The sequence below is a fragment of the Pseudomonas lini genome (assembly GCF_030812475.1).
In the GTDB taxonomy this organism is placed as follows: Bacteria; Pseudomonadota; Gammaproteobacteria; order Pseudomonadales; family Pseudomonadaceae; genus Aquipseudomonas; species Aquipseudomonas lini_A.
This window is the reverse complement of the sequence record NZ_JAUSSR010000003.1, coordinates 116,602-142,204: the sequence shown is the minus strand read 5'-3', so window position 1 is coordinate 142,204 and position 25,603 is coordinate 116,602. Positions and strand designations below refer to the sequence as shown.

The 25,603-nt window shown below is 57.5% G+C and carries 23 protein-coding genes and 1 tRNA gene; 12 read left to right on the top strand and 12 right to left on the bottom strand.

All coding sequences use genetic code 11. From position 1 onward, the window contains the following. Positions 1–57 precede the first annotated feature (57 nt). Both cysE and trmJ read right to left on the bottom strand, forming a co-directional pair. Entirely contained in the window at positions 58–834 is a 777-nt protein-coding gene (gene cysE / locus J2W17_RS07105; protein WP_307331398.1) for a serine O-acetyltransferase, read from the bottom strand. A gap of 2 nt (positions 835–836) precedes the next feature. Further along, positions 837–1,607 (bottom strand): tRNA (cytosine(32)/uridine(32)-2'-O)-methyltransferase TrmJ, encoded by a 771-nt coding sequence (gene trmJ, locus J2W17_RS07100; protein ID WP_307331395.1) that lies wholly within the window; start codon positions 1,605–1,607, stop codon positions 837–839. Positions 1,608–1,752: 145 nt separating this feature from the next. On the opposite strand from trmJ, the gene suhB reads away from it, so the two are divergent. Further along, positions 1,753–2,571 carry a type III secretion system regulator SuhB gene (gene suhB, locus J2W17_RS07095; RefSeq protein ID WP_064679568.1) on the top strand — a complete coding sequence of 273 codons (819 nt, stop codon included), beginning with the start codon at positions 1,753–1,755 and terminating at the stop codon, positions 2,569–2,571. Between the two features lie 245 nt (positions 2,572–2,816). Here suhB and J2W17_RS07085 read toward each other — a convergent pair whose 3' ends face one another. From J2W17_RS07085 to queA, 6 genes are all read right to left on the bottom strand, one after another. Then, on the bottom strand, positions 2,817–3,365 hold the full coding sequence (locus J2W17_RS07085) for a glycine zipper 2TM domain-containing protein (protein ID WP_307331390.1): 549 nt from the start codon (positions 3,363–3,365) through the stop codon (positions 2,817–2,819). Between the two features lie 119 nt (positions 3,366–3,484). Beyond that, complete coding sequence (secF, locus tag J2W17_RS07080; protein ID WP_307331387.1) at positions 3,485–4,399, bottom strand: protein translocase subunit SecF; 915 nt, start codon at positions 4,397–4,399, stop codon at positions 3,485–3,487. Between the two features lie 9 nt (positions 4,400–4,408). Next, positions 4,409–6,277, bottom strand: coding sequence for a protein translocase subunit SecD (gene secD / locus J2W17_RS07075; protein WP_307331384.1), 1,869 nt, complete (start codon positions 6,275–6,277; stop codon positions 4,409–4,411). A 63-nt stretch (positions 6,278–6,340) separates the two neighbouring features. Beyond that, positions 6,341–6,676, bottom strand: coding sequence for a preprotein translocase subunit YajC (yajC, locus tag J2W17_RS07070; RefSeq protein ID WP_053214538.1), 336 nt, complete (start codon positions 6,674–6,676; stop codon positions 6,341–6,343). Between the two features lie 43 nt (positions 6,677–6,719). Further along, positions 6,720–7,835 (bottom strand): tRNA guanosine(34) transglycosylase Tgt, encoded by a 1,116-nt coding sequence (tgt, locus tag J2W17_RS07065; RefSeq protein WP_162130615.1) that lies wholly within the window; start codon positions 7,833–7,835, stop codon positions 6,720–6,722. 5 nt (positions 7,836–7,840) lie between these two features. Continuing rightward, entirely contained in the window at positions 7,841–8,890 is a 1,050-nt protein-coding gene (gene queA / locus J2W17_RS07060; protein ID WP_064679573.1) for a tRNA preQ1(34) S-adenosylmethionine ribosyltransferase-isomerase QueA, read from the bottom strand. A gap of 108 nt (positions 8,891–8,998) precedes the next feature. On the opposite strand from queA, the gene J2W17_RS07055 reads away from it, so the two are divergent. The 4 genes from J2W17_RS07055 to J2W17_RS07040 all read left to right on the top strand — a co-directional run bounded on the left by J2W17_RS07055 (position 8,999) and on the right by J2W17_RS07040 (position 13,169). After that, positions 8,999–9,083 (top strand) — tRNA-Leu (locus tag J2W17_RS07055). Between the two features lie 159 nt (positions 9,084–9,242). Next, on the top strand, positions 9,243–9,572 hold the full coding sequence (locus tag J2W17_RS07050; protein WP_307331377.1) for a hypothetical protein: 330 nt from the start codon (positions 9,243–9,245) through the stop codon (positions 9,570–9,572). 254 nt (positions 9,573–9,826) lie between these two features. After that, the gene (locus J2W17_RS07045; RefSeq protein ID WP_307331375.1) at positions 9,827–11,533 is read left to right on the top strand and encodes an ATP-dependent nuclease; all 1,707 of its coding nucleotides are present in this window, start codon (positions 9,827–9,829) and stop codon (positions 11,531–11,533) included. A 1-nt stretch (position 11,534) separates the two neighbouring features. Then, positions 11,535–13,169, top strand: a complete 1,635-nt coding sequence (locus J2W17_RS07040) for a UvrD-helicase domain-containing protein (protein WP_307331372.1) — start codon at positions 11,535–11,537, stop codon at positions 13,167–13,169. A gap of 248 nt (positions 13,170–13,417) precedes the next feature. On the opposite strand, the gene J2W17_RS07035 is transcribed toward J2W17_RS07040, so the two are convergent. Both J2W17_RS07035 and J2W17_RS07030 read right to left on the bottom strand, forming a co-directional pair. After that, positions 13,418–13,915, bottom strand: a complete 498-nt coding sequence (locus J2W17_RS07035; RefSeq protein ID WP_307331368.1) for a DUF4411 family protein — start codon at positions 13,913–13,915, stop codon at positions 13,418–13,420. Next, complete coding sequence (locus tag J2W17_RS07030; RefSeq protein WP_307331365.1) at positions 13,912–15,048, bottom strand: ImmA/IrrE family metallo-endopeptidase; 1,137 nt, start codon at positions 15,046–15,048, stop codon at positions 13,912–13,914. The genes J2W17_RS07035 and J2W17_RS07030 overlap by 4 nt, the downstream gene beginning before the upstream one ends. Positions 15,049–15,781: 733 nt before the next feature. On the opposite strand from J2W17_RS07030, the gene J2W17_RS07025 reads away from it, so the two are divergent. After that, on the top strand, positions 15,782–16,093 hold the full coding sequence (locus J2W17_RS07025) for a DUF3077 domain-containing protein (RefSeq protein ID WP_307331362.1): 312 nt from the start codon (positions 15,782–15,784) through the stop codon (positions 16,091–16,093). Positions 16,094–16,256: 163 nt separating this feature from the next. Here the strand turns inward: J2W17_RS07025 and J2W17_RS07020 are convergent, their stop codons facing one another. Further along, positions 16,257–16,625, bottom strand: a complete 369-nt coding sequence (locus J2W17_RS07020; protein ID WP_150798822.1) for a PH domain-containing protein — start codon at positions 16,623–16,625, stop codon at positions 16,257–16,259. Between the two features lie 51 nt (positions 16,626–16,676). Next, the gene (locus J2W17_RS07015) at positions 16,677–17,141 is read right to left on the bottom strand and encodes a hypothetical protein (RefSeq protein WP_307331357.1); all 465 of its coding nucleotides are present in this window, start codon (positions 17,139–17,141) and stop codon (positions 16,677–16,679) included. Between the two features lie 455 nt (positions 17,142–17,596). On the opposite strand from J2W17_RS07015, the gene J2W17_RS07010 reads away from it, so the two are divergent. The 6 genes from J2W17_RS07010 (at position 17,597) to J2W17_RS06985 (ending at position 25,549) form a co-directional block, all read left to right on the top strand. Then, on the top strand, positions 17,597–18,073 hold the full coding sequence (locus tag J2W17_RS07010) for a formate dehydrogenase subunit gamma (RefSeq protein WP_307331354.1): 477 nt from the start codon (positions 17,597–17,599) through the stop codon (positions 18,071–18,073). Next, positions 18,070–19,632, top strand: a complete 1,563-nt coding sequence (locus tag J2W17_RS07005) for a formate dehydrogenase beta subunit (RefSeq protein WP_307331351.1) — start codon at positions 18,070–18,072, stop codon at positions 19,630–19,632. The genes J2W17_RS07010 and J2W17_RS07005 overlap by 4 nt, the downstream gene beginning before the upstream one ends. Next, positions 19,629–22,511: a formate dehydrogenase subunit alpha gene (gene fdhF / locus J2W17_RS07000; RefSeq protein ID WP_307331349.1), complete on the top strand. Its 2,883-nt coding sequence runs from the start codon at positions 19,629–19,631 to the stop codon at positions 22,509–22,511. Before J2W17_RS07005 ends, fdhF begins: the two co-directional genes overlap by 4 nt. After that, complete coding sequence (locus tag J2W17_RS06995; protein WP_307331346.1) at positions 22,508–22,729, top strand: formate dehydrogenase subunit delta; 222 nt, start codon at positions 22,508–22,510, stop codon at positions 22,727–22,729. The genes fdhF and J2W17_RS06995 overlap by 4 nt, the downstream gene beginning before the upstream one ends. Positions 22,730–23,022: 293 nt before the next feature. Continuing rightward, positions 23,023–24,951 carry an alkaline phosphatase D family protein gene (locus J2W17_RS06990; RefSeq protein WP_307331343.1) on the top strand — a complete coding sequence of 643 codons (1,929 nt, stop codon included), beginning with the start codon at positions 23,023–23,025 and terminating at the stop codon, positions 24,949–24,951. A 94-nt stretch (positions 24,952–25,045) separates the two neighbouring features. After that, positions 25,046–25,549 (top strand): adenylate kinase, encoded by a 504-nt coding sequence (locus J2W17_RS06985; RefSeq protein WP_307331340.1) that lies wholly within the window; start codon positions 25,046–25,048, stop codon positions 25,547–25,549. The last annotated feature ends 54 nt before the right edge of the window (positions 25,550–25,603 follow it).

The following is a 25,603-nucleotide window of genomic DNA, read 5'->3' as shown; positions in this document are numbered from 1 at the left end:
GTGAGACAACTCGGTCAACTGTGGGAGCGGACTTGCTCGCGAAGGGGTCGGCGCGGTCTAGCTGGCCTGGCTCTGATCCTTATCCTTCACACACGCGAAATCTTCCTCGCGCAGCTCAGGCAGATCCTTGGCGCAGTAATTACTGCCCAGATCCTTCAACGCCCCGCACATCCCTTCCAGACGGCCATCCACTGCCTGCAGATGATCGAGCAACTGATTGATGGCGCGCGCCACCGGGTCCGGCATGTCTTCGCCGACACCATAGGCATCGAAGCCAATCTTCTCGGCCATGGCCTTGCGCTTGGCGTCCTGCTCTTCATCGGGCTTGACGATGATCCGCCCCGGAATGCCGACGACGGTCGCCCCGGCAGGCACCGCCTTGGTCACCACGGCATTGGAACCGACCTTGGCCCCCGCCCCCACCGTGAACGGGCCGAGCACCTTGGCCCCGGCGCCGACCACCACACCGTCTTCCAGGGTCGGGTGACGCTTGCCTTTATTCCAGCTGGTGCCGCCGAGCGTGACACCTTGATAAAGGGTGACGTCGTCGCCGATCTCGGCCGTTTCACCGATGACGATGCCCATGCCGTGATCGATAAAGAAACGCCGACCGACCTTGGCCCCCGGATGAATCTCGATCCCGGTCAGCCAGCGACCGAAGTTCGACACCAGCCGCGCCAGCCATTTCAGCTCGACGCGCCACAGGGCCGCCGACAGCCGATGGATCCAGATCGCGTGCATCCCGGGGTAACAGGTCAGCACTTCAAATGCATTACGTGCCGCCGGGTCTCGGTGGAAAACGCTCTGGATATCTTCACGCAAACGCTCGAACATCATTAATCCTTCCGCTTTAGAAGCTCGCCACGGGCCGCTTTCTGGGTTTCCGTGAGGATGCCACGCAATATATTCATTTCCGCCCGACTGACCGAGCTGCGTCCGTACAGGCGCCGCAGGCGCGCCATCAAGTGCCGCGGTTTTTCCGGATCGAGGAATTCGATGGCCACCAGGGTCTGCTCCAGGTGCTCATAGAATCGCTCCAGCTCATCCATGGTCGCCAGCTCGCCACTCTTGGTGGACGCCACTTCATCCTTCTCGACCTTGCTCGGCTGGCCTTGGGCCGCGAGCCAGGACATGCGCACTTCATAGCTCAACACCTGCACCGCCGCCCCCAGGTTCAGCGAACTGAAACCGGGGTCCGAAGGGATGTGCACGTGATAATGACATCGCTGCAGCTCGTCATTTGTCAGGCCGGAATCTTCACGACCGAACACCAGGGCAATCTCGGTACCCTGCGCGGCTTCTTCCACCACCCTCGCCCCGCATTCGCGCGGATCGAGTAATGGCCAGGGGATCCGCCGATCGCGGGCGCTGGTGCCCAGTACCAGCGTGCAGCCGACCAGGGCCTCTTCCAAGGTGGCGACGACTTGCGCGTTTTCAAGGACGTCCCCGGCGCCGGAGGCGCGAACATCGGCCTCGTGGTGCGGGAACAACCGCGGTTCGACCAGCACCAGCCGCGACAGGCCCATGTTCTTCATGGCACGCGCAGCCCCGCCGATATTGCCGGGGTGGCTGGTATTGACCAGGACGACACGAATGTTTTGCAGCAAGGGAGGCACTCTCGAACACATCAAAGGGGAGCAAATCTTACAGTTCCTCCTACCGTTAAGCTATGAAAGCGCACACTGTCCTTCACCTGTAGAAACTTTCTGATAGAATGCCCGGCTTTCTTTAACAACCTTAGGTGACACATCCATGCAGCCCATGCTGAATATCGCGCTGCGCGCCGCCCGCAGCGCCAGTGAATTGATCTTCCGCTCCATCGAGCGCCTGGATACCATCAAGGTCGACGAAAAAGACGCCAAGGACTACGTGTCCGAGGTCGATCGCGCCGCTGAACAGAAAATCATCGACGCGCTGCGCAAGGCCTACCCGAACCACTCGATCATGGGTGAAGAAACCGGTATGCACGCCGGCAACGGGATCGAAGGCGAAGAATACCTGTGGATCATCGATCCGCTGGACGGCACCACCAACTTCCTGCGCGGCATTCCTCACTTCGCTGTCAGCATCGCCTGCAAATACCGCGGTCGCCTGGAGCACGCAGTGGTCCTGGACCCGGTTCGCCAGGAAGAATTCACCGCCAGCCGTGGTCGCGGCGCCCAACTGAACGGTCGTCGCCTGCGCGTCAGCGGCCGCACCAGCCTGGACGGCGCCCTGCTGGGCACCGGCTTCCCGTTCCGTGACGACCAGATGGACAACCTCGACAACTACCTGGGAATGTTCCGCGCCCTGGTGGGCCAGACCGCCGGCATCCGCCGCGCCGGTTCGGCAAGCCTGGACCTGGCCTATGTGGCTGCCGGCCGTTTCGATGCGTTCTGGGAGTCGGGCCTGTCCGAGTGGGACATGGCCGCAGGCGCCCTGCTGATCCAGGAAGCCGGCGGCTTGGTGAGCGACTTCACCGGCGGTCACGATTTCCTTGAGAAAGGCCATATCGTTGCCGGCAACACCAAGTGCTTCAAGGCCGTGCTGACGGCGATCCAGCCGCACCTGCCGGCCTCGCTGAAGCGCTAAGCGAGCCGCCACAAAAAAGCACCCTTCGGGGTGCTTTTTTTATGCCCCCAAAACACCACAAACCCACTGTAGGAGCGAGCTTGCTCGCGAAGGTCGTCAACGATAACGCGGGAAATCTGGATAAACGCGGCGCACTTGGGTTCTTCGCGAGCAAGCTCGCTCCTACAGGGTATTGTGGTGGCGCATGAATCGAGGGCACAAACAAAGCACCCCGCAGGGTGCTTTTTTAACTGGATACCAGCCGATCACTGACCCTGCTGATTCTCCGACAGGATCAACTTACCTTCCTTATCAACAGGGATCTGGTTACCCGGATCACGATCCATTCTTACCTTACCTTCCTTGCCATCCAGCGAATAACGTACGTCGTACCCTACGACCTTGTCACTGATGTCATTCACCGTGTTACAGCGGGTCTGGGTCGTGGTGTAGGTATCGCGATTCTGCATACCTTCCTGCACCTTGTTACCCGCGTAACCGCCACCGACCGCACCGGCTACCGTGGCAATTTTCTTGCCCGTGCCGCCGCCGACCTGGTTACCGAGCAAACCACCGGCAACGGCACCGATGGCCGTACCGAGAATCTGGTGTTGATCCTTGACCGGCGCCTGCCGGGTCACTGCTACGTCCTTGCACACTTCACGTGGCGTCTTGATTTGTTTCTTGACCGGTTCAACGGCTAGAACTTGCGCATACTCAGGGCCGCTTTTAACCAGGCTGTAGGTGGCAACAGCACCCCCGGCAGTCACACCGACAGCACCCAATACCGCACCAACCAGCAACGACTTGTTCACATGAACCTCCTGACCATCACGTGCGGGACACGCCCGCGCTTCTCCCAGCCTTGGAGCATAAAAAAAGGCGCGAGTTCAACTCGCGCCTTTTTGGCTGACACCGCTGGAGAAATGCTCTCTCAAGGACGGTCGTCGATTTCCTTGTCGGTAGCCACCGGCGGAATCAGGTCTTCGGTACTCAGGTTCAACCAGATCAACACCACGTTGGCGATGTAGATCGACGAATAAGTACCGGCCATCACACCGACGAACAGCGCGATGGAGAAGCCCCACAGGTTGTCGCCACCGAAGATCAACAGCGCGCCGATCGCCAGCAAGGTGGAGATCGAAGTGGCCATGGTCCGCAGCAGCGTTTGCGTGGTCGAGATGTTGATGTTATCGATCAGCGAGGCCTTGCGCAGTACCCGGAAGTTCTCGCGAACCCGGTCGAATACCACGATGGTGTCGTTCAGCGAGTAACCGATGATCGCCAATACCGCAGCCAACACCGTCAAATCGAAGGTGATCTGGAAGAAAGACAGGATCCCCAGGGTCACCACCACGTCGTGGATCAGCGAAACGATGGCACCGACCGCAAACTTCCACTGAAAGCGGAACGCCAGGTAGATCATGATGCCGCCCAGCGCCATCAGCATGCCGAGACCGCCCTGGTCGCGCAGCTCTTCACCGACCTGCGGACCGACGAATTCAACGCGCTTGACCACGGCCGGGTTGTCGCCACCGGCCTTCTGCAAGGCCTCAGCCACCTGGTGACCCAGTTGCGGGTCTTCGCCAGGCATGCGCACCAGCAGGTCGGTGGTCGCGCCAAAGCTCTGCACGATGGCGTCGCTGTAACCCGAGGCCGTCAGCTGCTCACGCACCTTGGTGACATCGGCCGGACGCTCGTAGGTCAGCTCGATGAGCGTACCGCCGGTGAAGTCCAGGCCGTAGTTCAGGCCCTTGCTGAACCAGCTGAACAACGCCAGAACCGTAAGGAGCAAAGTAATGCCGAACGCAACGTTGCGAACGCCCATGAAGTTGATTGTACGTAACATGGCAGCCCCTTAAATCCACAACTTCTTGAAGTCACGACCGCCGAAGATCAGGTTGACCATCGCGCGGGTCACCATGATGGCCGTGAACATCGAGGTAAAGATCCCGAGGGACATGGTCACTGCGAAGCCCTTCACCGGGCCTGTGCCCATGGCGAAGAGAATCCCGCCGACCAGCAACGTGGTCAGGTTGGAGTCGAGGATCGCGGTGAAAGCCCGGCCGAAGCCTTCGTTGATTGCCCGCTGCACGGTCATGCCCGCGGCGATCTCTTCACGTATCCGCGAGAAGATCAGCACGTTGGCGTCGACCGCCATGCCCATGGTCAAGACGATACCGGCAATGCCCGGCAGGGTCAGCGTGGCACCCAGCAGCGACATCAAGGCCAGCAGCAACACCATGTTCACCGCCAGCGCGACGGTGGCGATGATGCCGAAGAAGCGGTAGATGGCGATGATGAACAGCGAGACGAACAGCATGCCCCACAGCGAGGCATCGACACCCTTGACGATGTTGTCGGCACCCAGGCTCGGGCCGATGGTACGTTCTTCAGCGAAGTACATCGGTGCAGCCAGACCACCGGCACGCAGCAGCAGCGCCAGCTCGGACGACTCGCCCTGGCCGTTCAGGCCGGTGATACGGAATTGAGCACCCAGCGGCGACTGGATAGTCGCCAGACTGATGATCTTCTTCTCTTCCTTGAACGTCTGAACCGGTACGTCTTTCTCGACGCCGTTCACCACTTGCTTGACATACGTGGTGACCGGACGCTGCTCGATGAAGATCACCGCCATGCTGCGACCGACGTTGCTGCGAGTCGCACGACTCATCAACTCGCCACCGTGGCCATCCAGGCGGATGTTCACTTCAGGCGTGCCTTGCTCGCCGAAGCCAGCCTTGGCGTCGGTCACCTGGTCACCGGTGATGATCAGGCCACGCTCGATCTGCGCCGGAGGACGGTTGCCTTCACGGAACTCGAAGCTCTCGGAAGTGGCTTTCGAAGCACCCGGCTCGGCGGCCAGGCGGAACTCGAGGTTGGCCGTCTTGCCGAGGATACGCTTGGCTTCTGCGGTGTCCTGCACGCCCGGCAGCTCCACCACGATGCGGTTGGCGCCCTGACGCTGAACGATCGGTTCGGCCACACCCAGCTCGTTGACGCGGTTACGTACCGTGGTCAAGTTCTGCTTGATGGAGTATTCGCGGATTTCCGCCAGCTTGGCCGGGGTCATCGCCAGACGCAGCACCGGCTGGCCATTGAGGTCGGCCGGAACAATGTCGAAATCGTTGAAGTTCTTGCGAATCAGGGTGCGGGCTTGCTCGCGAGCGGCCTCATCGGTGAAGCCCAGCTGAATGGAACCTTCGAATTGCGGCAGGCTGCGATAGCGCAGCTTCTCTTTACGCAACAGGCTCTTGACGTCGCCTTCGTAGACTTTCAGGCGTGCGTCGAGGGCTTTGTCCATGTCCACTTCCAGCAGGAAGTGCACACCACCGGACAAATCCAGACCCAGCTTCATCGGGTGCGCGCCAAAGCTGCGCAGCCATTGCGGGGTGGTTTGCGCCAGGTTCAGTGCAACGACGTAGTCATCACCCAATGCCTTGCGCACAACGTCCTTGGCCGGCAGCTGGTCTTCAGCCTTGGTCAGGCGCAGCAGACCGCCCTTGCCGCTCTCGGCCAGCGTGGCCGCCTTGACGTTGATCCCGGATTCCTTGAGCGCTGCGCTCACGCGATCCAGATCGGCCTGAGTGACCTGCAGCGAAGTGCTCGCGCCGCTGATCTGAATGGCCGGGTCATCAGGGTATAAATTGGGAGCGGAATACACCAGACCGACCGCCAGCACCGCCAGGATCAGAATGTATTTCCACAGAGGGTATTTGTTCAGCATCACGCCGCCCGCTTATGACGCGGGGCGCCTTGCGCGCCCCGTCGATTGAGTAGAAGTTGAAACTTAGATCGCTTTGAGCGTGCCTTTTGGCAGCGTGGCGGCGATGGCGCCCTTCTGGAATTTCATTTCGACGGTGTCGGACACTTCCAGAACCACGAAGTCGTCGGCCACTTTGGTGATCTTGCCGGCGATACCACCGGTGGTCACCACTTCGTCGCCTTTTTGCAGGCTGCCCAGCAGGTTTTTCTGCTCTTTGGCGCGCTTGGCCTGTGGACGCCAGATCATCAGGTAGAAGATGACCAGGAAACCGACCAGGAAAATCCACTCAAAGCCGCCGCCCATTGGGCCGGCAGCAGGTGCAGCAGCGTCAGCCATGGCGTTAGAGATAAAAAAGCTCATTTAGCACTCCAGTTGCAAATGTTGAATCTTGGGGTCAGAAAACTCAGTCCAAAGGCGGAACGGGAAGTCCGCGCTTGGCGTAGAAGGCATCGACAAAGGCGGCCAATGTACCCTGTTGAATAGCCTCGCGCAAACCAGCCATAAGCACCTGGTAATGGCGCAAATTGTGGATGGTATTCAACATGCTACCCAGCATTTCGCCGCACTTGTCCAGATGGTGCAGATAAGCACGGGAGAAGTTCTGGCAGGTGTAGCAATCGCAGGTTGGATCCAGTGGCGAATCATCATGGCGATGGAACGCGTTGCGGATCTTCAGCACGCCTGTATCAATGAACAGATGCCCATTGCGGGCATTACGGGTTGGCATCACGCAATCGAACATGTCCACACCGCGGCGCACACCCTCCACGAGATCTTCCGGTTTGCCAACGCCCATAAGGTAACGAGGTTTGTCAGCCGGCATCTGGCCCGGCAGGTAATCCAGCACCTTGATCATCTCATGCTTGGGCTCGCCCACCGACAGACCGCCGATGGCCAGGCCATCGAAGCCGATCTTGTCGAGGCCTTCCAGGGAGCGCATGCGCAAATCCTGGTGCATGCCGCCCTGCACGATACCGAACAGCGCCGCCGTGTTGTCGCCATGAGCCTCTTTCGAACGCTTGGCCCAACGCAACGACAGCTCCATCGACACGCGAGCGACATCTTCGTCGGCCGGGTACGGCGTGCATTCGTCGAAAATCATCACGATGTCCGAACCCAGGTCACGCTGGACCTGCATCGACTCTTCCGGGCCCATGAACACCTTGGCGCCATCGACCGGAGAAGCGAAGGTCACGCCCTCCTCCTTGATCTTGCGCATCGCGCCCAGGCTGAACACCTGGAAACCGCCGGAGTCGGTCAGGATCGGGCCTTTCCACTGCATGAAATCATGCAGGTCGCCGTGCTTCTTGATCACTTCGGTGCCAGGACGCAGCCACAAGTGGAAGGTGTTGCCCAGAATGATTTCGGCACCGGTCGCGGTGATATCCCGCGGCAGCATGCCCTTGACCGTGCCGTAGGTGCCCACCGGCATGAAGGCCGGGGTCTCGACGGTACCGCGCGGGAAGGTCAAGCGACCGCGACGCGCCTTGCCGTCAGTGGCCAGCAGTTCAAACGACATACGACTCATACTGTTTCCTCAGGGCCGCGCGGCGCCGGATTACGGGTGATAAACATCGCATCACCGTAGCTGAAAAAGCGGTAACCATGCTCGACGGCGGCTTTGTAGGCGGCCATGGCTTCGGGATAACCGGCGAACGCCGAAACCAGCATCAACAGCGTGGATTCGGGCAAATGAAAGTTGGTGACCAGGGCATCGACCACATGAAACGGCCGGCCCGGGTAGATAAAAATGTCGGTATCGCCACTGAACGGCTTGAGCACGCCATCGCGCGCCGCACTTTCCAGGGAACGCACACTGGTGGTTCCCACCGCTACCACCCGGCCACCACGGGCGCGACAGGCAGCCACCGCATCCACCACGTCCTGGCCGACTTCCAGCCATTCGCTGTGCATGTGGTGATCCTCGATCTTCTCGACCCGCACCGGCTGAAACGTGCCCGCACCCACGTGCAAGGTCACGAACGCCGTCTCGACGCCCTTGGCGGCAATCGCCTCCATCAACGGCTGATCGAAATGCAACCCCGCCGTCGGCGCCGCCACCGCGCCCAGACGCTCGGCGTACACCGTCTGATAGCGCTCGCGGTCAGAGCCCTCGTCCGGGCGGTCTATATAAGGCGGCAACGGCATGTGCCCGACGCGATCCAGCAGCGGCAACACCTCTTCGGCGAAGCCCAGCTCGAACAACGCATCATGACGCGCCAGCATCTCGGCCTCGCCACCGCCGTCGATCAGGATCTTCGACCCAGGCTTGGGCGACTTGCTGGAACGCACATGCGCCAGCACCCGATGACTGTCCAGCACCCGCTCCACCAGGATTTCCAGCTTGCCGCCGGAAGCCTTCTGGCCAAACAGCCGCGCCGGAATCACCCGGGTATTGTTGAACACCATCAGATCGCCGGGGCGCAAATGCTCCAGCAAATCAGTGAATTGACGGTGTGCCAGGGCGCCGCTGACCCCATCCAGGGTCAACAGGCGACTGTTGCGTCGCTCGGCCAAAGGATGGCGGGCGATCAGCGAATCAGGGAGCTCGAAGGTAAAGTCAGCAACGCGCATGATGGGGTTCGTCTAGCAGGGCCGCAAAGTCTAGCGGAAACCTCAAAAATTTTCCATGAAACCTGATTGACCAACGGTAATCTCATCTCTATACTTCGCCGCCATTGAGCCCTGATGGCGGAATTGGTAGACGCGGCGGATTCAAAATCCGTTTTCGCAAGAAGTGGGAGTTCGAGTCTCCCTCGGGGCACCAAAATTAAGAAAGGTCTTGCTTTGCAAGGCCTTTTTTTTCGCCCGCAATAAAGCACCTGACACCCCACCGTCCTGTAGGAGCCGGCTTGCTGGCGATGCTTTTGATCCCGCCCTTCCACACCACCCGCACCGCCAGAACATCTCACGAGGATTCCCCCCCATGGAATTGCTGCTGGAAACCGTTGCCCTGTTCTCCCTCAAGCTGGCTTATGAGACGGAGGATTCGAGCCCGATTCTGCGGGATGATTTGGTGATGAGTGATTATGAGCGGGAGGTGTTTGGGTTGCTGGTGCGTAGGGGGGATGTCGACGCGATCCAGTTTAGAGTGGCGCACTGCGTGGGTTTGGCCATGGAGGCTTTGGGTGGGGCTGGGACGCCGTTGGGGCGGGAGTTGCATCGATTGTCTGTTGGGTTTGGTAATGCTCGGACGATAGAGCAGCTTGATGCCCCACTCATTGCGCTGAAGGATTACCTGAAAGACATTCAATGAATGAGGAGGATGGGCTAAAAAGCGCGAACGCCAGATAGCTGCATCAACCCTGATCGCCCATACCCATTACTGGTGGATGGCACCACCCACAAAATTCGCCCCTTCCTCGACTGATCGCAGGAAAAGCGTCGGCCTCTGATAATGACGTAGTAAACATCTAGGCAATATCACTTTCTCATGACATCCTTTTGCCATCACCGCAGAGCCTTGCTTTGTCACTTAAATGGAATGAAACTTAAATTTAAGGGTAATAGATGGAAATCGAGAAAATTATAATATCCGGATTTCGAAACTACCTCGACGCCACAATCAATTTCAACAAGAGCACACTGGTTATAGGTGCGAATGATAGCGGCAAAACAAACCTTATTTATGCAATACGCCTACTGCTCGATAAAAGCTTACCGGAAAGTGATCTTGAGCCATCGGAGGCGGATTTTCATTTCGAACTCAACGGCAAGCAGTCCGAAGTAATCCGAATAGATTTGCACTTCAAAGAAGTCCGAGAAGACGCCGTACTCTCCACTTTAAAAGGAAAAGTGGGAGAGGATGAAAAATGCGTTTTACGATATTCCGCAAAAAGAGAAGACCTAAGCTATTCATTGCATTGCGGCCCTAGCGTAGACGAACTAGAAGAGCTAACCGGACGTTTCTATCTAAAATACTTAAACTTAAGGTATGTAAAATCCCAGAGAGACCTGGAAAAATACATAAACACTGAAAAGCGCCAACTCCTAAAAATCTCTCAAGAAAACCGCTCCGAACAAGAAGCCGAAGAAGATAAAGAAAAACTACAAACCATCGAAAGAAGACTAACCGCCATTAACAAAAATGTTCGAGAACTTCACTACGTCAAAGGAGCTACCGAAGCGGTAAATACAGAACTATCTAAGTTATCGCATAATCTATCCTCGTATGCTGTGCATCTAGATTCTGGTGCAATTCAAACCCAACAGTTCATTGATAGTCTAAAGCTTGGTGCGAGCACATCAGGCGCTCGAGTCACTCTTGGCGGCGACGGCAGGAACAATCAGATCCTCATCTCTCTCTGGAAAGCTAAAAGCGAAAGAGAGTTCGATCCGGAAAGCGAAGTGGTATTCTACTGCATCGAAGAACCAGAAGCGCATCTTCACCCACATCAGCAAAGAAAGTTGGCTGACTACCTCATCTCCGAACTGCCCGGCCAGACATTAATTACAACTCACTCCCCTCAAATCACAGCAAGATTTTCTCCCGAATCGATTATCCATATAAAATCAAAAAGTGGCAGAAGCTATGCCGCCAGCAATGGATGCGCAAAGTGTATCGATAGGGCGTGGGATAAACTTGGCTATCGAATGAGTATCCTTCCAGCGGAGGCTTTTTTTGCCAAAAGTGTACTGCTAGTTGAAGGACCATCTGAACAACTTTTCTACACTGAATTAGCGAAAGCACTTGAAATAGATCTTGATTATTACAATATATCAATCCTAAGTGTGGACGGCATTCAATTTAAAGTCTATATCAATATCTTAGACGCCATGGAAATATCCTGGACTATCAGGACAGATAACGACATATCCAACATCACGAGCAAAAAAAAACCCTATAAGAACCTTGCTGGAATTAACCGCTGCCTGACCATAGCAGGATTAAAGAAAATAGATCACGCGGCTGCCACTACCACCCATGCCGATCTGCTTGCCAATGGCGTCTGGACCGACTGCTCTAAAAAAGTCAATAAAAAAGGTATATTCCTATCGAAAATCGACTTGGAACATGACCTATCTGAAGAAATGCCAAAGGAATTGCTGGAATATAGTTTAAAACTAGATCAACCCTCCGCGATCGCATATCTTCAAGATAAAAAGGCCATACGGATGCGCGAGTTCCTTAGCGAGCAAAGAGATGCCTTGGCTGACATTGCGCATGGCGAAATCGCACGCGCTCTGCATTACTGTGTTCAACAAGCAAAGGTCTGAGATGATCACGTTCACGAAGAGCCAGAGAGACGCAATCGAACATCCTGGGAACCTCGTCATCACAGCGTGTCCAGGTAGTGGAAAAACCACCGTAATCTCGGAGAAAATCAGGAACGAGGTTGATGGTCTAAAACGCCACAGGGGCGTTATTGCCATAACTTTCACAAGAAAAGCCAGCAAGGAACTAGCGACGCGGTGTAAACGCGGAGGAAAAGAAACCAAATCCAGCTTCTTTGGGACCATTGATGCTTTTTGCATTTCAGAGATCGTTCTTCCATTTTCAAAGTTTATTTTTGGTCACGGCCCTGAAAACCTAGAGCCAAAATTCTCCGACGAGTTAACTGATGAGGAAAGGCTGATAATCGAGGAGTCGAAAGAACTACTGGGAGAAATCGACTCAAACAATATCAACGATTACTTACCAATACTAAAAAACCTATATCAACGTGGCTGCATATTCTTTCCCGCAATACCATTCCTCGCCAACCATATAATAAAAAACTCAAAGGCTTGCCGCAACTATTTAAAGGCGAGATATTCGACTGTTTACATTGACGAATATCAAGACTCTTCCTCAGCTCAGCACAATCTCTTCCTCTTGCTCCTAGAGCTTGGAATACGAGGTATTTGTGTGGGCGACGTTCAGCAGTCCATTTATGGCTGGAGAAAAAGCAGCCCCGAATTTCTGAAACAACTCATTGGCCGCCCCGACTTCCATCACGTAACTGTTTCGATTAACTACAGATGCCATACATCCATTTCAAATTATGCCAATCGATTATTTTCGGAAAATGTCGAAATTACTGCTACAGAGGAAATTCGAGTATATCAATGCTTAGTTGAGGGCGACGAACTAGATACCGCCTCAAAACTTAACAAAATCATACCGAGCATCCTGAAGAAATTCCCAGTCGGAAATAGTTCTGACATCGCCATTCTCACCAGGTACAACAAGGGCCTACAACGCCTAAAAGACAAACTTACTATTCCATGTAAAATCTACACTGAAGATGAGCTTGGGAAAATTGAATCAAAAACATCCCAGCTCTGGTCTTCCCTCATTGAATTTCGATTCAATAAAACCATACTTGTTGACGATATACTTAACACATATAGTTCATTCGCCGACACCCACCGCAATCGACTTAAGTCACTTCGAGACGCAATAAAAAAAACAAGAACGGTTTCATTAGAAGATCTCGAAGACTGCCTTGCAGGAACCTCCAAAATATTACTCGGCACCACAGCCACAGCGCTTGAAATAAACGCACTTCATCAAATCATCCAAGATCCTGAGGCGTTAAACCACTATCTACCGCCTACCAATGATCAAGTACAATGTATGACACTGCACAAATCGAAGGGCCTAGAGTTCGATATCGTCATTCATCTCGACTTAGTCGACTGGGTATTCCCCAAGCGTATACCAGGAGAAAACTTTAACGATACCGTCTACCCTGAACTGGAGCAGGATTTGAACTTACACTATGTAGGCATCACTAGGGCCAAGCGCGCGTGCATATTGATTCATACAACACAGAGAATCAATGCACAGGGGGTGATCAAACAGGCAAATCCGTCGATGTTTTTGAATTTACCGGGCCTTGAAGATCTATATAAGGTAGTGAAGCAATGACAGCTCCGCGAAAAAAAACTGGACAGATTTACTTCCATTTTATCAACAAAAGTCGACGACTTATAAGATAGGAACGTTCGACAAACGCACCAACACAAGTAGTTAAGCCATGTTCAATAGTGGTCTCTTTTTCCTGACCCCATCGCACTTACGGAGGATTTGAAAAAACTCTGCGAAAATCAGACAGAAAGCACACGGACCACTCAGCTAAAAAATTACAAATGCATAGATTTTAGCAAGTTACTATTTCAAGCAGGCAACACGAACCTTGCTTCAAGCCTATGCAACAACTCAAACGTATTCAGAAAAGGAACATTTAGCTCCTTACAAACATTGGGGATTATGAATTTTCGCTTAGCCTCGAGATTCAGCACTTCATGAGTAACAACTGTAGCCCCTGTGGTCATCGCTTTCGCAATTAACCAAGGGTCAGCGCCCGCTAAAAATTCTTCCATAGCGCCTACTTTCATCTTATGCGCTTGATCAGCCACTAGCCTCGCAACATGCATGAACGCCAGTTGCGTATCCTGATCGGTGGTGGAGTAAAAGAAATCAGTATTGTCTTTCGCCCAATCCGCAAGATCGTCATGCCCTTTTGTTAGCTCATCCATTACAGGTGCAATGCTGGATAAAGCCAATGCTTTATTTTTAAGTAGTAACCACTGCCAAAATCCAGGACAGATAGCCATCCCATAGTAACGATTTTTTGCTTCGATCAGCGTGTTAGCGTCGAGTAAATGATTCATTCCGTAATCATGCTGGCGAGAGTCCTTAATTTGGCAGGTTGCACGCCGAGCAAATGTCCCGCATCGCGCAGCAGCATCCGGCCACTCATTGCTTCAGTTAGCACCGCCTTGCTTAGGCTAGGGCTGTTTTTCGCGGTGGCGTTGCGGTAGTAGTTACCCGCGCCACCTTTATCATCCTGAAAAGCCTTAAGGATCATTCGATAGTAAGCGCCGTGTTGGGCCTGGCTTATGTATCCAAGATCTAATGCGCGGCGAGCGATCGCCAATTTACTGATGTGAAACCGAGTTGCCATCGGAGCCAAGTTTTCTTCCCAGTTAACATGGACGTTCCACAGAGCGCGAAACTGGGCTTCGGGAGCAAGAAATTCACCTGCAACTGCATTGCAGAATCGTTCTTCGTCTCGACCATTGGCGGTGTTTCCGTCAGACACTCCACTGCTACCAATCCAGAGATGGGCCAACTCGTGAAGCAGGGTAAACAAGCGGGCAGTGGGGGCATCGGAACTGTTGACGAATACAACGGGAGCGTAGGCATTACTGATGGCAAAACCCCGGAACTCGCTGACTTCAAGTTTGCGATGAGTATTTCCTAGAGCAATGCCACTGCGCATAACCAAAATGCCAGCTACTTCCGCTGCCTCGATCAAGGCACGGCTGTATTTTTCGTAATCCAATCGAGCAGTGTCAGGGTTCACGCCAAGCGTCCGGCGGATATCGTCCACCACCTCTGCGACTCGAGATCGGCTGTTGAAGCGACCAACAAATGCCAGCGGTTGATGCTCCTGTTGTTGCAGATACTCAAGGTACCAATCCTGCTTACGTATGGAATCCCTGACGGTGTCCAACAGTTCCAGACTTGGACGTTGAGGAGAAAGCCCACCGACGGTCCGCAGATCAGGTAAAGGCAGTTGTTCGACCGGCGGCCGCGGAAGAAACAGGAAGCCAAAAGGGATGTGAGCGAGGCTCGCCCACTTTTGAGCCTGAAGGAATGTTGGTTTGGTCTCGCCAGCTTCCCATTCCGCTACTCGAGCAGGTTTCGCTGGCAGCTTTTTTGCCACCTGCTCAGTGGAGAGGCCTGCACGCTCTCGAGACCATGTGAGCAGGCTGGGATTGACTAAGGCGGCTTGGCTCATAGGGTCGCAGGCAAATCAGATGTGGCCGGCAAACGTGCGAGATCATCCTTGGCAGATGCATCCGACTGATGCTGGTTCCAGTTATCTGGCATCGCCTTTCTCCTTGGCTATTAAAGGTCTAGTGGCAGCGTCTACAGATTAGTCGAAAAGCAGAGCTAGCGACGGTAGAAGCGCGCGAGTATGAGGTAAATACACAACGATCCGAAGCGCAAATATGTAACCCGCAGACAGATGGCATTGTCCTGTTTCAATGCATTTCATGACGCAAGCAGACATTTTTCCGGCCCGCCGCCTCTTCAACACCCGAGTATCCGCTGTGACTAGCCACATAGTCCCCAGCGCTCTGGAAGGTTGCAGGAAAAGAATCTGCGCGATAACCTTCAGACGTCGCTGCCAATTCAGCGACCGGGTGTGGAAACCCGTGTAATTCAAGGCGCAACAGCGCCCCATCACGTCTGCAGGCGCTTTTTTTATGCCTGCGGCGTGAGTTATGGCGGCTGTGCGTGGGACGTCTTCGGGCGTGCCGGTTTCCTTGATTCCCGGTTTTCCACCCTGCGCACAGCTGTCACCCATTCGTGTGGAAACGAACGTGGCAGCTCCTCATATCAAGGAGTTTGATAATGCGCAGCATAAATTCGTACGAAATTTGGCTTTTCCCACAACGCGACTCCCAGTTGCGTATCGCCCCGCCGTCCGCCCTCTCCCTCCGCCTCTCCGTCATCGGAGGTGGCAAATGACCGAATCAACAGAGCTCAAAACCATCGGCCTAACACCCGCCATCTACTGCGCGGATCAAGCGCTATTCCATGTAACCCGCGGCGTTCCCCTCGGTGATGCATTAGCCATGGCGTCCGATTTCCTGTTTCTCGCCAAGGCGCTCACAGCAGATGCTGCCTACGCAAAGGACACCGACCGCCACGCCTGGGCTGCTCATTATCTGACGTCGATGAGTAAGGCGGTGGTTGATGATGCGGTGAAGGTGCTTACGCGGGATCGGCCTTCGGCAATGACACCTCAGAGGACGACGGCGACGTCTGAAGAGTAGATTTTGAAGAGTGGGGAGCGGGTTGCTTGCGATGATTGCAGGGCTTTCGACATTGATGTTGGCTGGTCTGGCGCTTTCGCTGGCAAGCCAGCTCCTACAGGGGTTGAGGGGAGCTGACTGGTGGTGTTAGCCCCTGTTTTTTGGGGCTAACACATCAGTCGGTTCAGAGTACATGCTGGGAAATCAGTTTTGATATTTCCACCATCGATGTCCTGCCGGTGAATTCGAATTTCACTTTTCCCAACGACGAAAAATAGATCTCCAACTCCGAATCCAGGTCAAACGTTCCCGAGGTTTCCACCGAGTACGCAACGATGTTTTTGTAGGGCAACGAGGTGAAGTCTTTCTTGCTGCCGGTGAGGCCCTGCACGTTGACGGCGATGATGCGTTTGTTGGTAAACACCACGCCGTCGCGCATGGATTTGTAGGAATCGATGACCTGTTCCCCATCGAGCAAAAGAGAGGAAACCCGTTCGGCGTATTCTTCGTTTTGCTTGAGTTTGAAGAATCCTTTGTTGTTGAAATCAATCATTGGCCGCTCCCGGTTTTATATGCACTTCAACGCTTAAATACGCCTCAACGGTTACTCAATCTGAATCGGCCCCTTGGTCCCGGCATCGCTGTCCATCCAGTAGTCCTCGTTCTGCAGTCGCCGATCGCCCTGCAGGGTGAAAAGGAGCTTGCCCTGGCGAAATTGCAATGTGCCATCGGTGCGCTTGGCGTCGACCCGTTGGCCGTTGACCCAGACTTGTTCCTTGGCATCGATGCGGATGGTGGCCACGGTGTCGCCTGAATCGTTCTTGGCTACCCACTGCCCGGCATAGGGGGTCTGGGTGGGGGTCTGCGCGCTTGGGCTGTCTGCTGCGGGGGTGGTGAAGCCGGCCTTGGCGTTTTCCGCCCTGGTCTTGTGGATATCGCAGCCTTGGGTTTCGCTGACCTGGGTGCAGCCGGATTGCTCGAGTTGCTGGCGGTACTTGTCGTTGATGGCGTACGCCGGGGATTGAGTCGCAAGCAAAATGGCCAGCGCCGGCAGGATGAGTCTATTCATGTTGGCTCCTTTGCGATCTGTTTCGAACGTCATCGCACGTTCACTGTAGCTGGCTGATCACGTCCTTCAATACCCGCGCCAGGACAGCAGCACCTGTGGATAACTCAACCAGGATCCAGGGCCGGAATGGCCGGATGGCCGGTGCGCTTCGCCCCCCGGAAATATTACTGTGAGTAAACACCTTGGGCTGCGTTCTTCTAGACTTAAAGGGGGGTCGTAGACAGAACAAAGCACGTCGCTCTGGTACGGGGGAATCAACGGCCGCATGTCAAGCTGCCTTATGCCCTTTAGAGGTGCGGCAAAGACCGCGCCGGGCAAGAAAAGATACCCGCTCAGGGTGCCCTGGCCAAAGGCCTGACAATGCCACGATACCGTGACGTGGCATGAGTGCCGCCGCCGACACTTTCGGACGACCGACAACCATCTGGTTTGTCCGTGACCGTGAGGATTGCTGAATGCCTGATGAGAAGTTGCACCTGCCGATGGTCAACAGCCTGCTGGAGCGCCACAAGGGCGCTGCGGGTGCACTGTTGCCCATTCTTCACGATATTCAGGAACGCATCGGTTATATCCCCGATGTCGCCGTCCCCGAGATTGCCCACGCGCTGAACCAGAGCCAGGCCGAGATTCGCGGGGTGATCAGTTTTTACCATGATTTCCGTACCGCGCCGCCGGCCCGGCATATCCTGCGTCTGTGCCGGGCCGAGTCCTGCAAGAGCCGCGGTGCCGAGGAGCTGGCCGCACAGTTGCGCGACCGTCTGCAACTGGATGACCACGGCAGCAGCGCCGATGGCAGCATCAGTCTGCGCCCGGTGTATTGCCTTGGCGCCTGCGCCTGCTCGCCCGCGCTGGAGCTTGATGGCCGGGTGCATGCGCGGCTCAGTGCCGAGCGCCTCGATGCCTTGCTCGACGCTTGCAGGGAGGACGCATGATGCCGGCTCTCTATCTGCCCTGTGATTCGCTTGCCCGTGCCGTGGGCGCCGATGATGTGGTGGCGGCCCTTGTCACTCAGGCCCGGGAACGCAACCTGCCCCTGGAGTTGCAACGCACCAGCTCCCGCGGCCTGTACTGGCTGGAACCGCTGCTGGAAGTGGACAGCCCGCAAGGCCGTATCGGCTTCGGTCCGCTGACCGCGGCTGATGTGCCGTCGGTGCTCGAGGCCCTGCAAGGCGATCCGTCCGCGCATCCACTGGCCTTGGGCCTGGTGGAAGAATTGCCGTATCTGAAGACTCAACAACGCCTGTTGTTCGCGCGCGCCGGCATTACCCGGCCGCTGTCGCTGGATGATTACCGGGCCCACGGCGGCTTCGAAGGCTTGACCCGCGCCGTTGCCCTGGGCGGCGAGCAAACCGCGACCGAGGTGTTCGACTCAGGCCTGCGTGGCCGTGGCGGCGCGGCCTTCCCTGCCGGGATCAAGTGGCGCACGGTGCGCGCCACTCAGGCAACCCAGAAGTACATCGTCTGCAACGCCGACGAAGGCGACTCCGGCACCTTTGCCGACCGCATGTTGATGGAAGGCGATCCCTTCCTGCTGATCGAAGGGATGGCTATTGCCGGTATCACCGTCGGCGCCACCTACGGCTACATCTATGTGCGCTCGGAATATCCAGACGCCGTGGCCACGTTTCGCCAGGCGCTGAACATTGCCCGGACCGCCGGTTACCTCGGCGCCAACGTCGGTGGCAGCGGCCTGGCCTTCGACATGGAAGTGCGGGTCGGTGCCGGCGCGTACATCTGCGGTGAAGAAACCGCGCTGCTGGACTCGGTCGAAGGCAAGCGCGGCGTCGTCCGCGCCAAGCCGCCGATTCCCGCGCTGAAAGGCCTGTTTGGCCTGCCGACGCTGGTGCATAACGTGCTGACCCTGGCGTCGGTGCCGATGATTCTGGCCAAGGGTGCGCAGTTTTATCGCGATTACGGCATGGGCCGCTCGCTGGGCACCATGCCCTTCCAACTGGCGGGCAATATCCGTCACGGCGGCCTGGTGGAACGGGCCTTCGGCCTGACACTGCGGGAGCTGGTGGAAGGCTATGGCGGTGGCACCGCCAGTGGCCGGCCACTGAAGGCGGCGCAGGTTGGCGGCCCGCTCGGCGCCTGGATGCCACCTTCGCAATTCGACACGCCGCTGGATTACGAAGCCTTCGCCGCCATTGGCGCGATGCTCGGACACGGTGGTGTCGTTGTGGCTGACGACAGCCTGGATCTGGCCCAGATGGCACGCTTCGCCATGCAGTTCTGCGCCGAGGAATCCTGTGGCAAATGCACCCCCTGCCGCATCGGCTCGACCCGGGGCGTGGAGGTGATCGACCGGCTGCTGGCCGCGCCTGACCAGAGCGGTCGCGATGAGCAGGTGATCATCCTCAAGGATCTGTGCGACACCCTGCAATACGGTTCGCTGTGCGCGTTGGGCGGCATGGTTTCGTTCCCCGTAGCCAGCGCCCTCAAGTATTTCCCCGCCGACTTCGGTCTGCAGTCCTCGGAGGCCGACCAATGATTACTCTCTTCGACCCGAACACCGACATCGATCTGGGCACTCCCGCCCGCGACAGTCAGGTACAGGTCACCCTGAACATCGACGGCCGCAGCATCAGCGTGCCCGAAGGCACCTCGGTGATGCGCGCCGCCGCGCTGCTGGGCACGACCATTCCCAAACTCTGTGCCACCGACAGCCTGGAAGCCTTCGGCTCCTGCCGCATGTGCCTGGTGGAGATCGACGGCATGCGCGGCTACCCGGCGTCCTGCACCACGCCGGTCACCGAAGGCATGAGCGTGCACACCCAGACGCCGAAGCTCGCGACCCTGCGCCGCAACGTCATGGAGCTGTACATCTCCGATCACCCGCTGGACTGCCTGACCTGCTCGGCCAACGGTAACTGCGAGCTGCAAACCGTCGCCGGCCAGGTCGGCCTGCGGGAAGTGCGTTACGGCTATGAAGGCGACAACCATCTGGCCGACGTCAAGGACACCTCCAACCCCTACTTCGACTATGACCCGAGCAAGTGCATCGTCTGCAACCGCTGCGTGCGCGCCTGCGAAGAAACCCAGGGCACCTTCGCCCTGACCATCACCGGGCGCGGTTTCGAATCCCGGGTCGCGGCCGCCGGTGGCGATAACTTCCTCGAGTCGGAATGCGTGTCCTGCGGCGCTTGCGTGCAAGCCTGCCCTACCGCGACCCTGATGGAAAAAAGCGTGGTCGAACTGGGCCAGCCGGAACGCAGCGTGATCACCACCTGTGCCTATTGCGGCGTGGGCTGCTCGTTCCGCGCCGAGATGAAAGGCGACCAGCTGGTGCGCATGGTCCCGGATAAGAACGGCCAGGCCAACCACGGCCACTCCTGCGTCAAGGGGCGCTTCGCCTGGGGCTACGCCACCCACCCGGATCGCATCACCAAGCCGATGATCCGCAAAAACATCAACGATCCCTGGCAGGAAGTCAGCTGGGATGAAGCGGTGACCTACGCCGCCAGCGAATTCCGTCGGCTGCAGCAACAATTCGGCCGCGACTCGATTGGTGGCATCACCTCCAGCCGTTGCACCAACGAAGAAACCTACCTGGTGCAGAAGCTGGTGCGCGCCGCCTTCGGCAACAACAACGTCGACACCTGCGCGCGGGTCTGCCACTCGCCGACCGGCTATGGCCTGAAACAAACCCTGGGCGAGTCCGCCGGCACCCAGAGTTTCGACTCGGTGATGCAGGCCGACGTGATCCTGGTGATGGGCGCCAACCCCAGCGACGCCCACCCGGTGTTCGCCTCCCAGCTCAAGCGCCGCCTGCGCGAAGGCGCGCGGCTGATCGTCATCGACCCACGCCGCATCGATCTGGTGGACTCGGTGCATGCCCGCGCCGATGTGCACCTGGCCCTGCGGCCGGGCACCAACGTCGCCATGCTCAATGCCCTGGCGCATGTGATCATCACCGAAGGCTTGCAAAACCAGGCCTTTATCGACGCCCGTTGCGAAGGCAGCGACTTCGCCCGCTGGAGCGAGTTTGTCAGCCGCGCGGAAAACGCGCCGGAAGTGATTGCTCCTGTTTGCGGGGTAGCCGCCGAGGATATCCGTGCCGCTGCCCGGCTATATGCCACTGGCGGCAACGCGGCCATCTATTACGGCTTGGGCGTGACCGAGCACAGCCAGGGCAGCACCTCGGTCATGGGCATTGCCAACCTTGCGATGGCCACTGGCAATATCGGCCGCGAAGGTGTGGGCGTGAACCCGCTGCGGGGCCAGAACAATGTCCAGGGCTCCTGCGACATGGGTTCCTTCCCCCACGAGCTGCCCGGCTACCGGCACGTCTCCAACGAGGTGGTTCGGATGGAGTTCGAACAAGCCTGGAACGTCACCCTGCAACCCGATCCGGGCCTGCGCATCCCCAACATGTTCGAAGCGGCCTTGGGCGGCAGTTTCAAGGGCCTGTATTGCCAAGGCGAAGACATCGTCCAGAGCGACCCCAACACCCAGCACGTCACTGCCGCGATGGCGGCCATGGAATGCGTGGTGGTGCAGGACATTTTCCTCAACGAAACCGCCAAGTTCGCCCACGTGTTCCTGCCGGGCTGCTCGTTCCTGGAAAAAGACGGCACCTTCACCAACGCCGAGCGCCGCATCTCCCGGGTGCGCAAGGTCATGGAACCCCTGGGCGGCAAGGCCGACTGGGAAGGCACCATTGCCCTGGCCAACGCCCTGGGTTACCCGATGAACTACCGGCACCCATCGGAGATCATGGATGAAATCGCCCGCCTGACGCCGACCTTCACCAACGTCAGCTACGCCGCACTGGATCGCCACGGCAGCCTGCAATGGCCGTGCAACGCCGAGGCACCGGACGGCACGCCGACCATGCACATCGAGGAATTCGTGCGCGGCAAGGGCCGCTTCATGCTCACCGGCTACGTGCCCACCGAGGAAAAGGTGAACAGTCGCTATCCGCTGCTGCTGACCACCGGGCGCATCCTCAGCCAGTACAACGTCGGTGCCCAGACCCGGCGGACCGAAAACGTCGCCTGGCATGGCGAAGACCGCCTGGAACTCCACCCGACCGACGCCGAGAGCCGTGGCATCAACGAGGGAGACTGGGTCGGCATCGGCAGCCGCTCCGGCCAGACCGTACTGCGTGCGCGGATCACCGAGCGGGTGGCCCCGGGCGTGGTGTACACCACCTTCCACTTCCCGGAATCGGGGGCCAACGTCATCACCACCGACAACTCCGACTGGGCTACCAACTGTCCGGAGTACAAGGTCACCGCCGTGGAAGTCAGCCGCGTCTACCACCCTTCCGAGTGGCAAAAGCGCTACCAGGAATTCAGCGACAACCAACAGCGCCTGCTCGACGAACGGCGCCAGGCACGTGGCGCTAAAGCGGAGGTGCGCCGATGAGCACTGACAACCTGATCAAAATGGCCAACCAGATCGCCGAGTACTTCGCCAGCGAACCGGACCAGCAACAGGCCGTGCTCGGCGTGCGCAATCATATGCAGTTGTACTGGGCGCCGACCATGCGCAGGGAGTTGCTGGCCTGGCAGACCAAGCATCAGGGGGCCGACTTGCATCCCCTGGTGCAGGCGGCGGTCAATGGGGCGGGCTGGGAGGCTTAGGTTGACACGCTCCTGCCTTTTTTGAAGTCGACCGTTTGAGGGCGATTCCACTCGATTTGTGGCAAGGGAGCTTGCTCCCGTTGGCTGCGCAGCGGGCCCCTTCTTTTTTCGATAGAGAATGGGGCCGCTTCGCGTCCCGGCGGGAGCAAGCTCCCTCGCCACGGGTTTTGGATCGTTTCGAGATCAGGTCAGGGAACACCCAGCCACTGCCTTGACTGGCGAATGCAAGCCAGTTGCAATTCATTGACATCAGCTGCGTTATCATTCGGCGCTTCTCTGTTCCAAGATCCCGGATGTCCATGTCTTTGCCACCGCCCGACGCTCATCAATCCTTGCCCCCTGTCCTGACCGGCCCGCTGTTGCGGCGGCTGGAGCCTGCACGGCTGGTGCTCTGGCTTGTAGGATCGCGGGCATTATCGTTGACGTTGCGGCTGCAGAATGTTGGCGATATCCGCCTGGACGACACCTGCTGCACAGTCGTCCCGGTCGGTGCTCACGCTTTCGTGCATTTGATCGATGTGCCACTGGACAGCCCCCTGCCCTGCGACACGCTGATCGAATACGACCTGTTGATCGACGACGATGGTACCGAGTCAGGCATCGCCGACTGGGCTCCGCACTTGCTGTACGGCGAGGCCGGTTGCCCGAATTTCGTCCTGCGCTCACAGGTCGATCAACTGTTGCACGGGTCCTGCCGCAAGCCGCATTTCCCGGCGCCGGATGGTCTGCTCTGTGTCGATCGCTTGCTGGAAGCCGAGCCGGAGGCGGAAAAACGTCCGGCGCTGCTGATGATGAGCGGCGATCAGGTGTACGCCGACGATGTCGCGGGGCCGACGTTGCGGGCCATTCATGCCTTGATCGAACGGCTGGGACTGTTCGAGGAGCACCTTGAAGGGGCGGTGGTCAGCGACAGCGCCAAACTCTATAACCACCCGGCCAGTTACTACCATCGTGCGGATTTGCTGCCGGCGCTGCAAAGCAACGACACCCTGCGCGACCGGTTTTTCGGCGGCGCGCGCAAGCCGATTTTCACCAGCAGCAGCGCCGACAACCACCTGGTGACTTTCGCCGAAGTCATGGCCATGTACCTGCTGGTGTGGTCGCCGACGCCCTGGACCTTGATCGCGCCGAAACCGCCGAAATTGATTCCCGAACGGCGCGAGCGGTATGCCCTCGAACAGACCCGGATCGATGGCTTCAAGGCCGGCCTGGGCAACGTGGCCCGAGCGCTGGCACATCTGCCGAGCCTGATGATTTTCGACGATCACGACATCACCGATGACTGGAATCTTTCCGCGCAGTGGGAGGAAACGGCCTACGGCCATCCGTTCTCCAAGCGCATCATCGGCAATGCGTTGATCGCCTACATGCTGTGCCAGGGCTGGGGCAATAATCCGGATGCGTTCAGCAACGTGCTGGAGAGCACCCGTTCATTGAGTGCCACGGGGCAGGATCACTACCTCGACAGGGATGTCCAGGACGCATTGATCGATGAGCTGTTGAGATTCCAGAACTGGCATTTCGTGCTGCCCACCACCCCGGCGATCGTGGTGCTCGACACCCGCACCCGGCGCTGGCGCAGCGAGATGACGCTCAAGCAGCCATCAGGTCTGCTGGATTGGGAAGGCCTCTGCGAACTGCAACAGGAACTGCTGGATCATCCCTCGGCGATCATCGTTTCGCCGGCACCGATCTTCGGCGTCAAACTGATCGAAACCGTGCAGCGCGTCTTCAGCTGGTTCGGCTACCCCTTGCTGGTGGATGCAGAAAACTGGATGGCCCATCGCGGCGCGGCGCAGGTGATCCTGAACATTTTCCGACACTCGCGTACACCCGGTAACTACGTGGTGCTGTCAGGCGATGTGCATTATTCCTTCGTTTATGAAGTGCTTATCCGACATCGCACGGCGGGGCCGAAGATCTGGCAGGTCACCAGCAGTGGCATCAAAAACGAATTTCCACCAAGCCTGCTCGAGTGGTTCGACCGCCTCAACCGTTGGCTCTATTCGCCGCGCTCGCCCCTGAACTGGCTGACCAAACGCCGCCGGATGCGCATTGTTCCGCATGTTCCGGAGCATGCCGAAGCCGGTGAACGGCTGTGGAATTCGGCGGGGATCGGACAGGTGTTCTTTAATGAGAAAGGACAGCCGCAGGAGATTTATCAGTTGAATGCGGATGGCGCGCCGAAGACGCGGATGGTGGCGCCTGAGCAGAGCGACTGACGGGTAAGACCGAGCCGCCTGTTTCGTAGAAACGCCGCCCGTAGTCGGCTCGCCCCCACCGTTGACTCTGCGGATCATTTGATCGGTGCCGCTTATGGATTTCACCAGAACCCTGATCATTGGCAACTCCGGTTCCGGCAAAAGCTGGCTGGCCGAGCGATTGGCCAGGCATCTGCAAGTGCCGTGGGTTGATCTGGATTCGATTCACTGGTTATCCGACGAACACAGTATCGCGCGTCCCCGGGGCGAGGCATTGGCGATGGCGCGGATTGCGGCCAGTCAAGAACGCTGGGTGATCGAGGGCGTTTACGGCTGGATCGTAAGCGAACTTGTCCACCGGGCCACGGCACTGATCTGGCTATGCGTTGAAGATGAGGAATGCGTCGCCAATATTCGCCAACGAGAAGCCGGGCGCGATGATAAGGATGAGTTGTTGATTGCCCTCCTGGACTGGGCTGGCAGCTATCGGATGCGCGATGACTCCAGTGGCTACGCTGCGCATAAGCGATTGTTTGCGGGGTTTACCGGCTCGAAATTGCAACGGATGGATCGCGCTGAAGTGATGGCTTTCGCCAGTACGCTGCGACGAACCAACTGATATCACCGGCATTACGGAGACACCCATCCCGTAGGAGCTGGCTTGCCAGCGAAG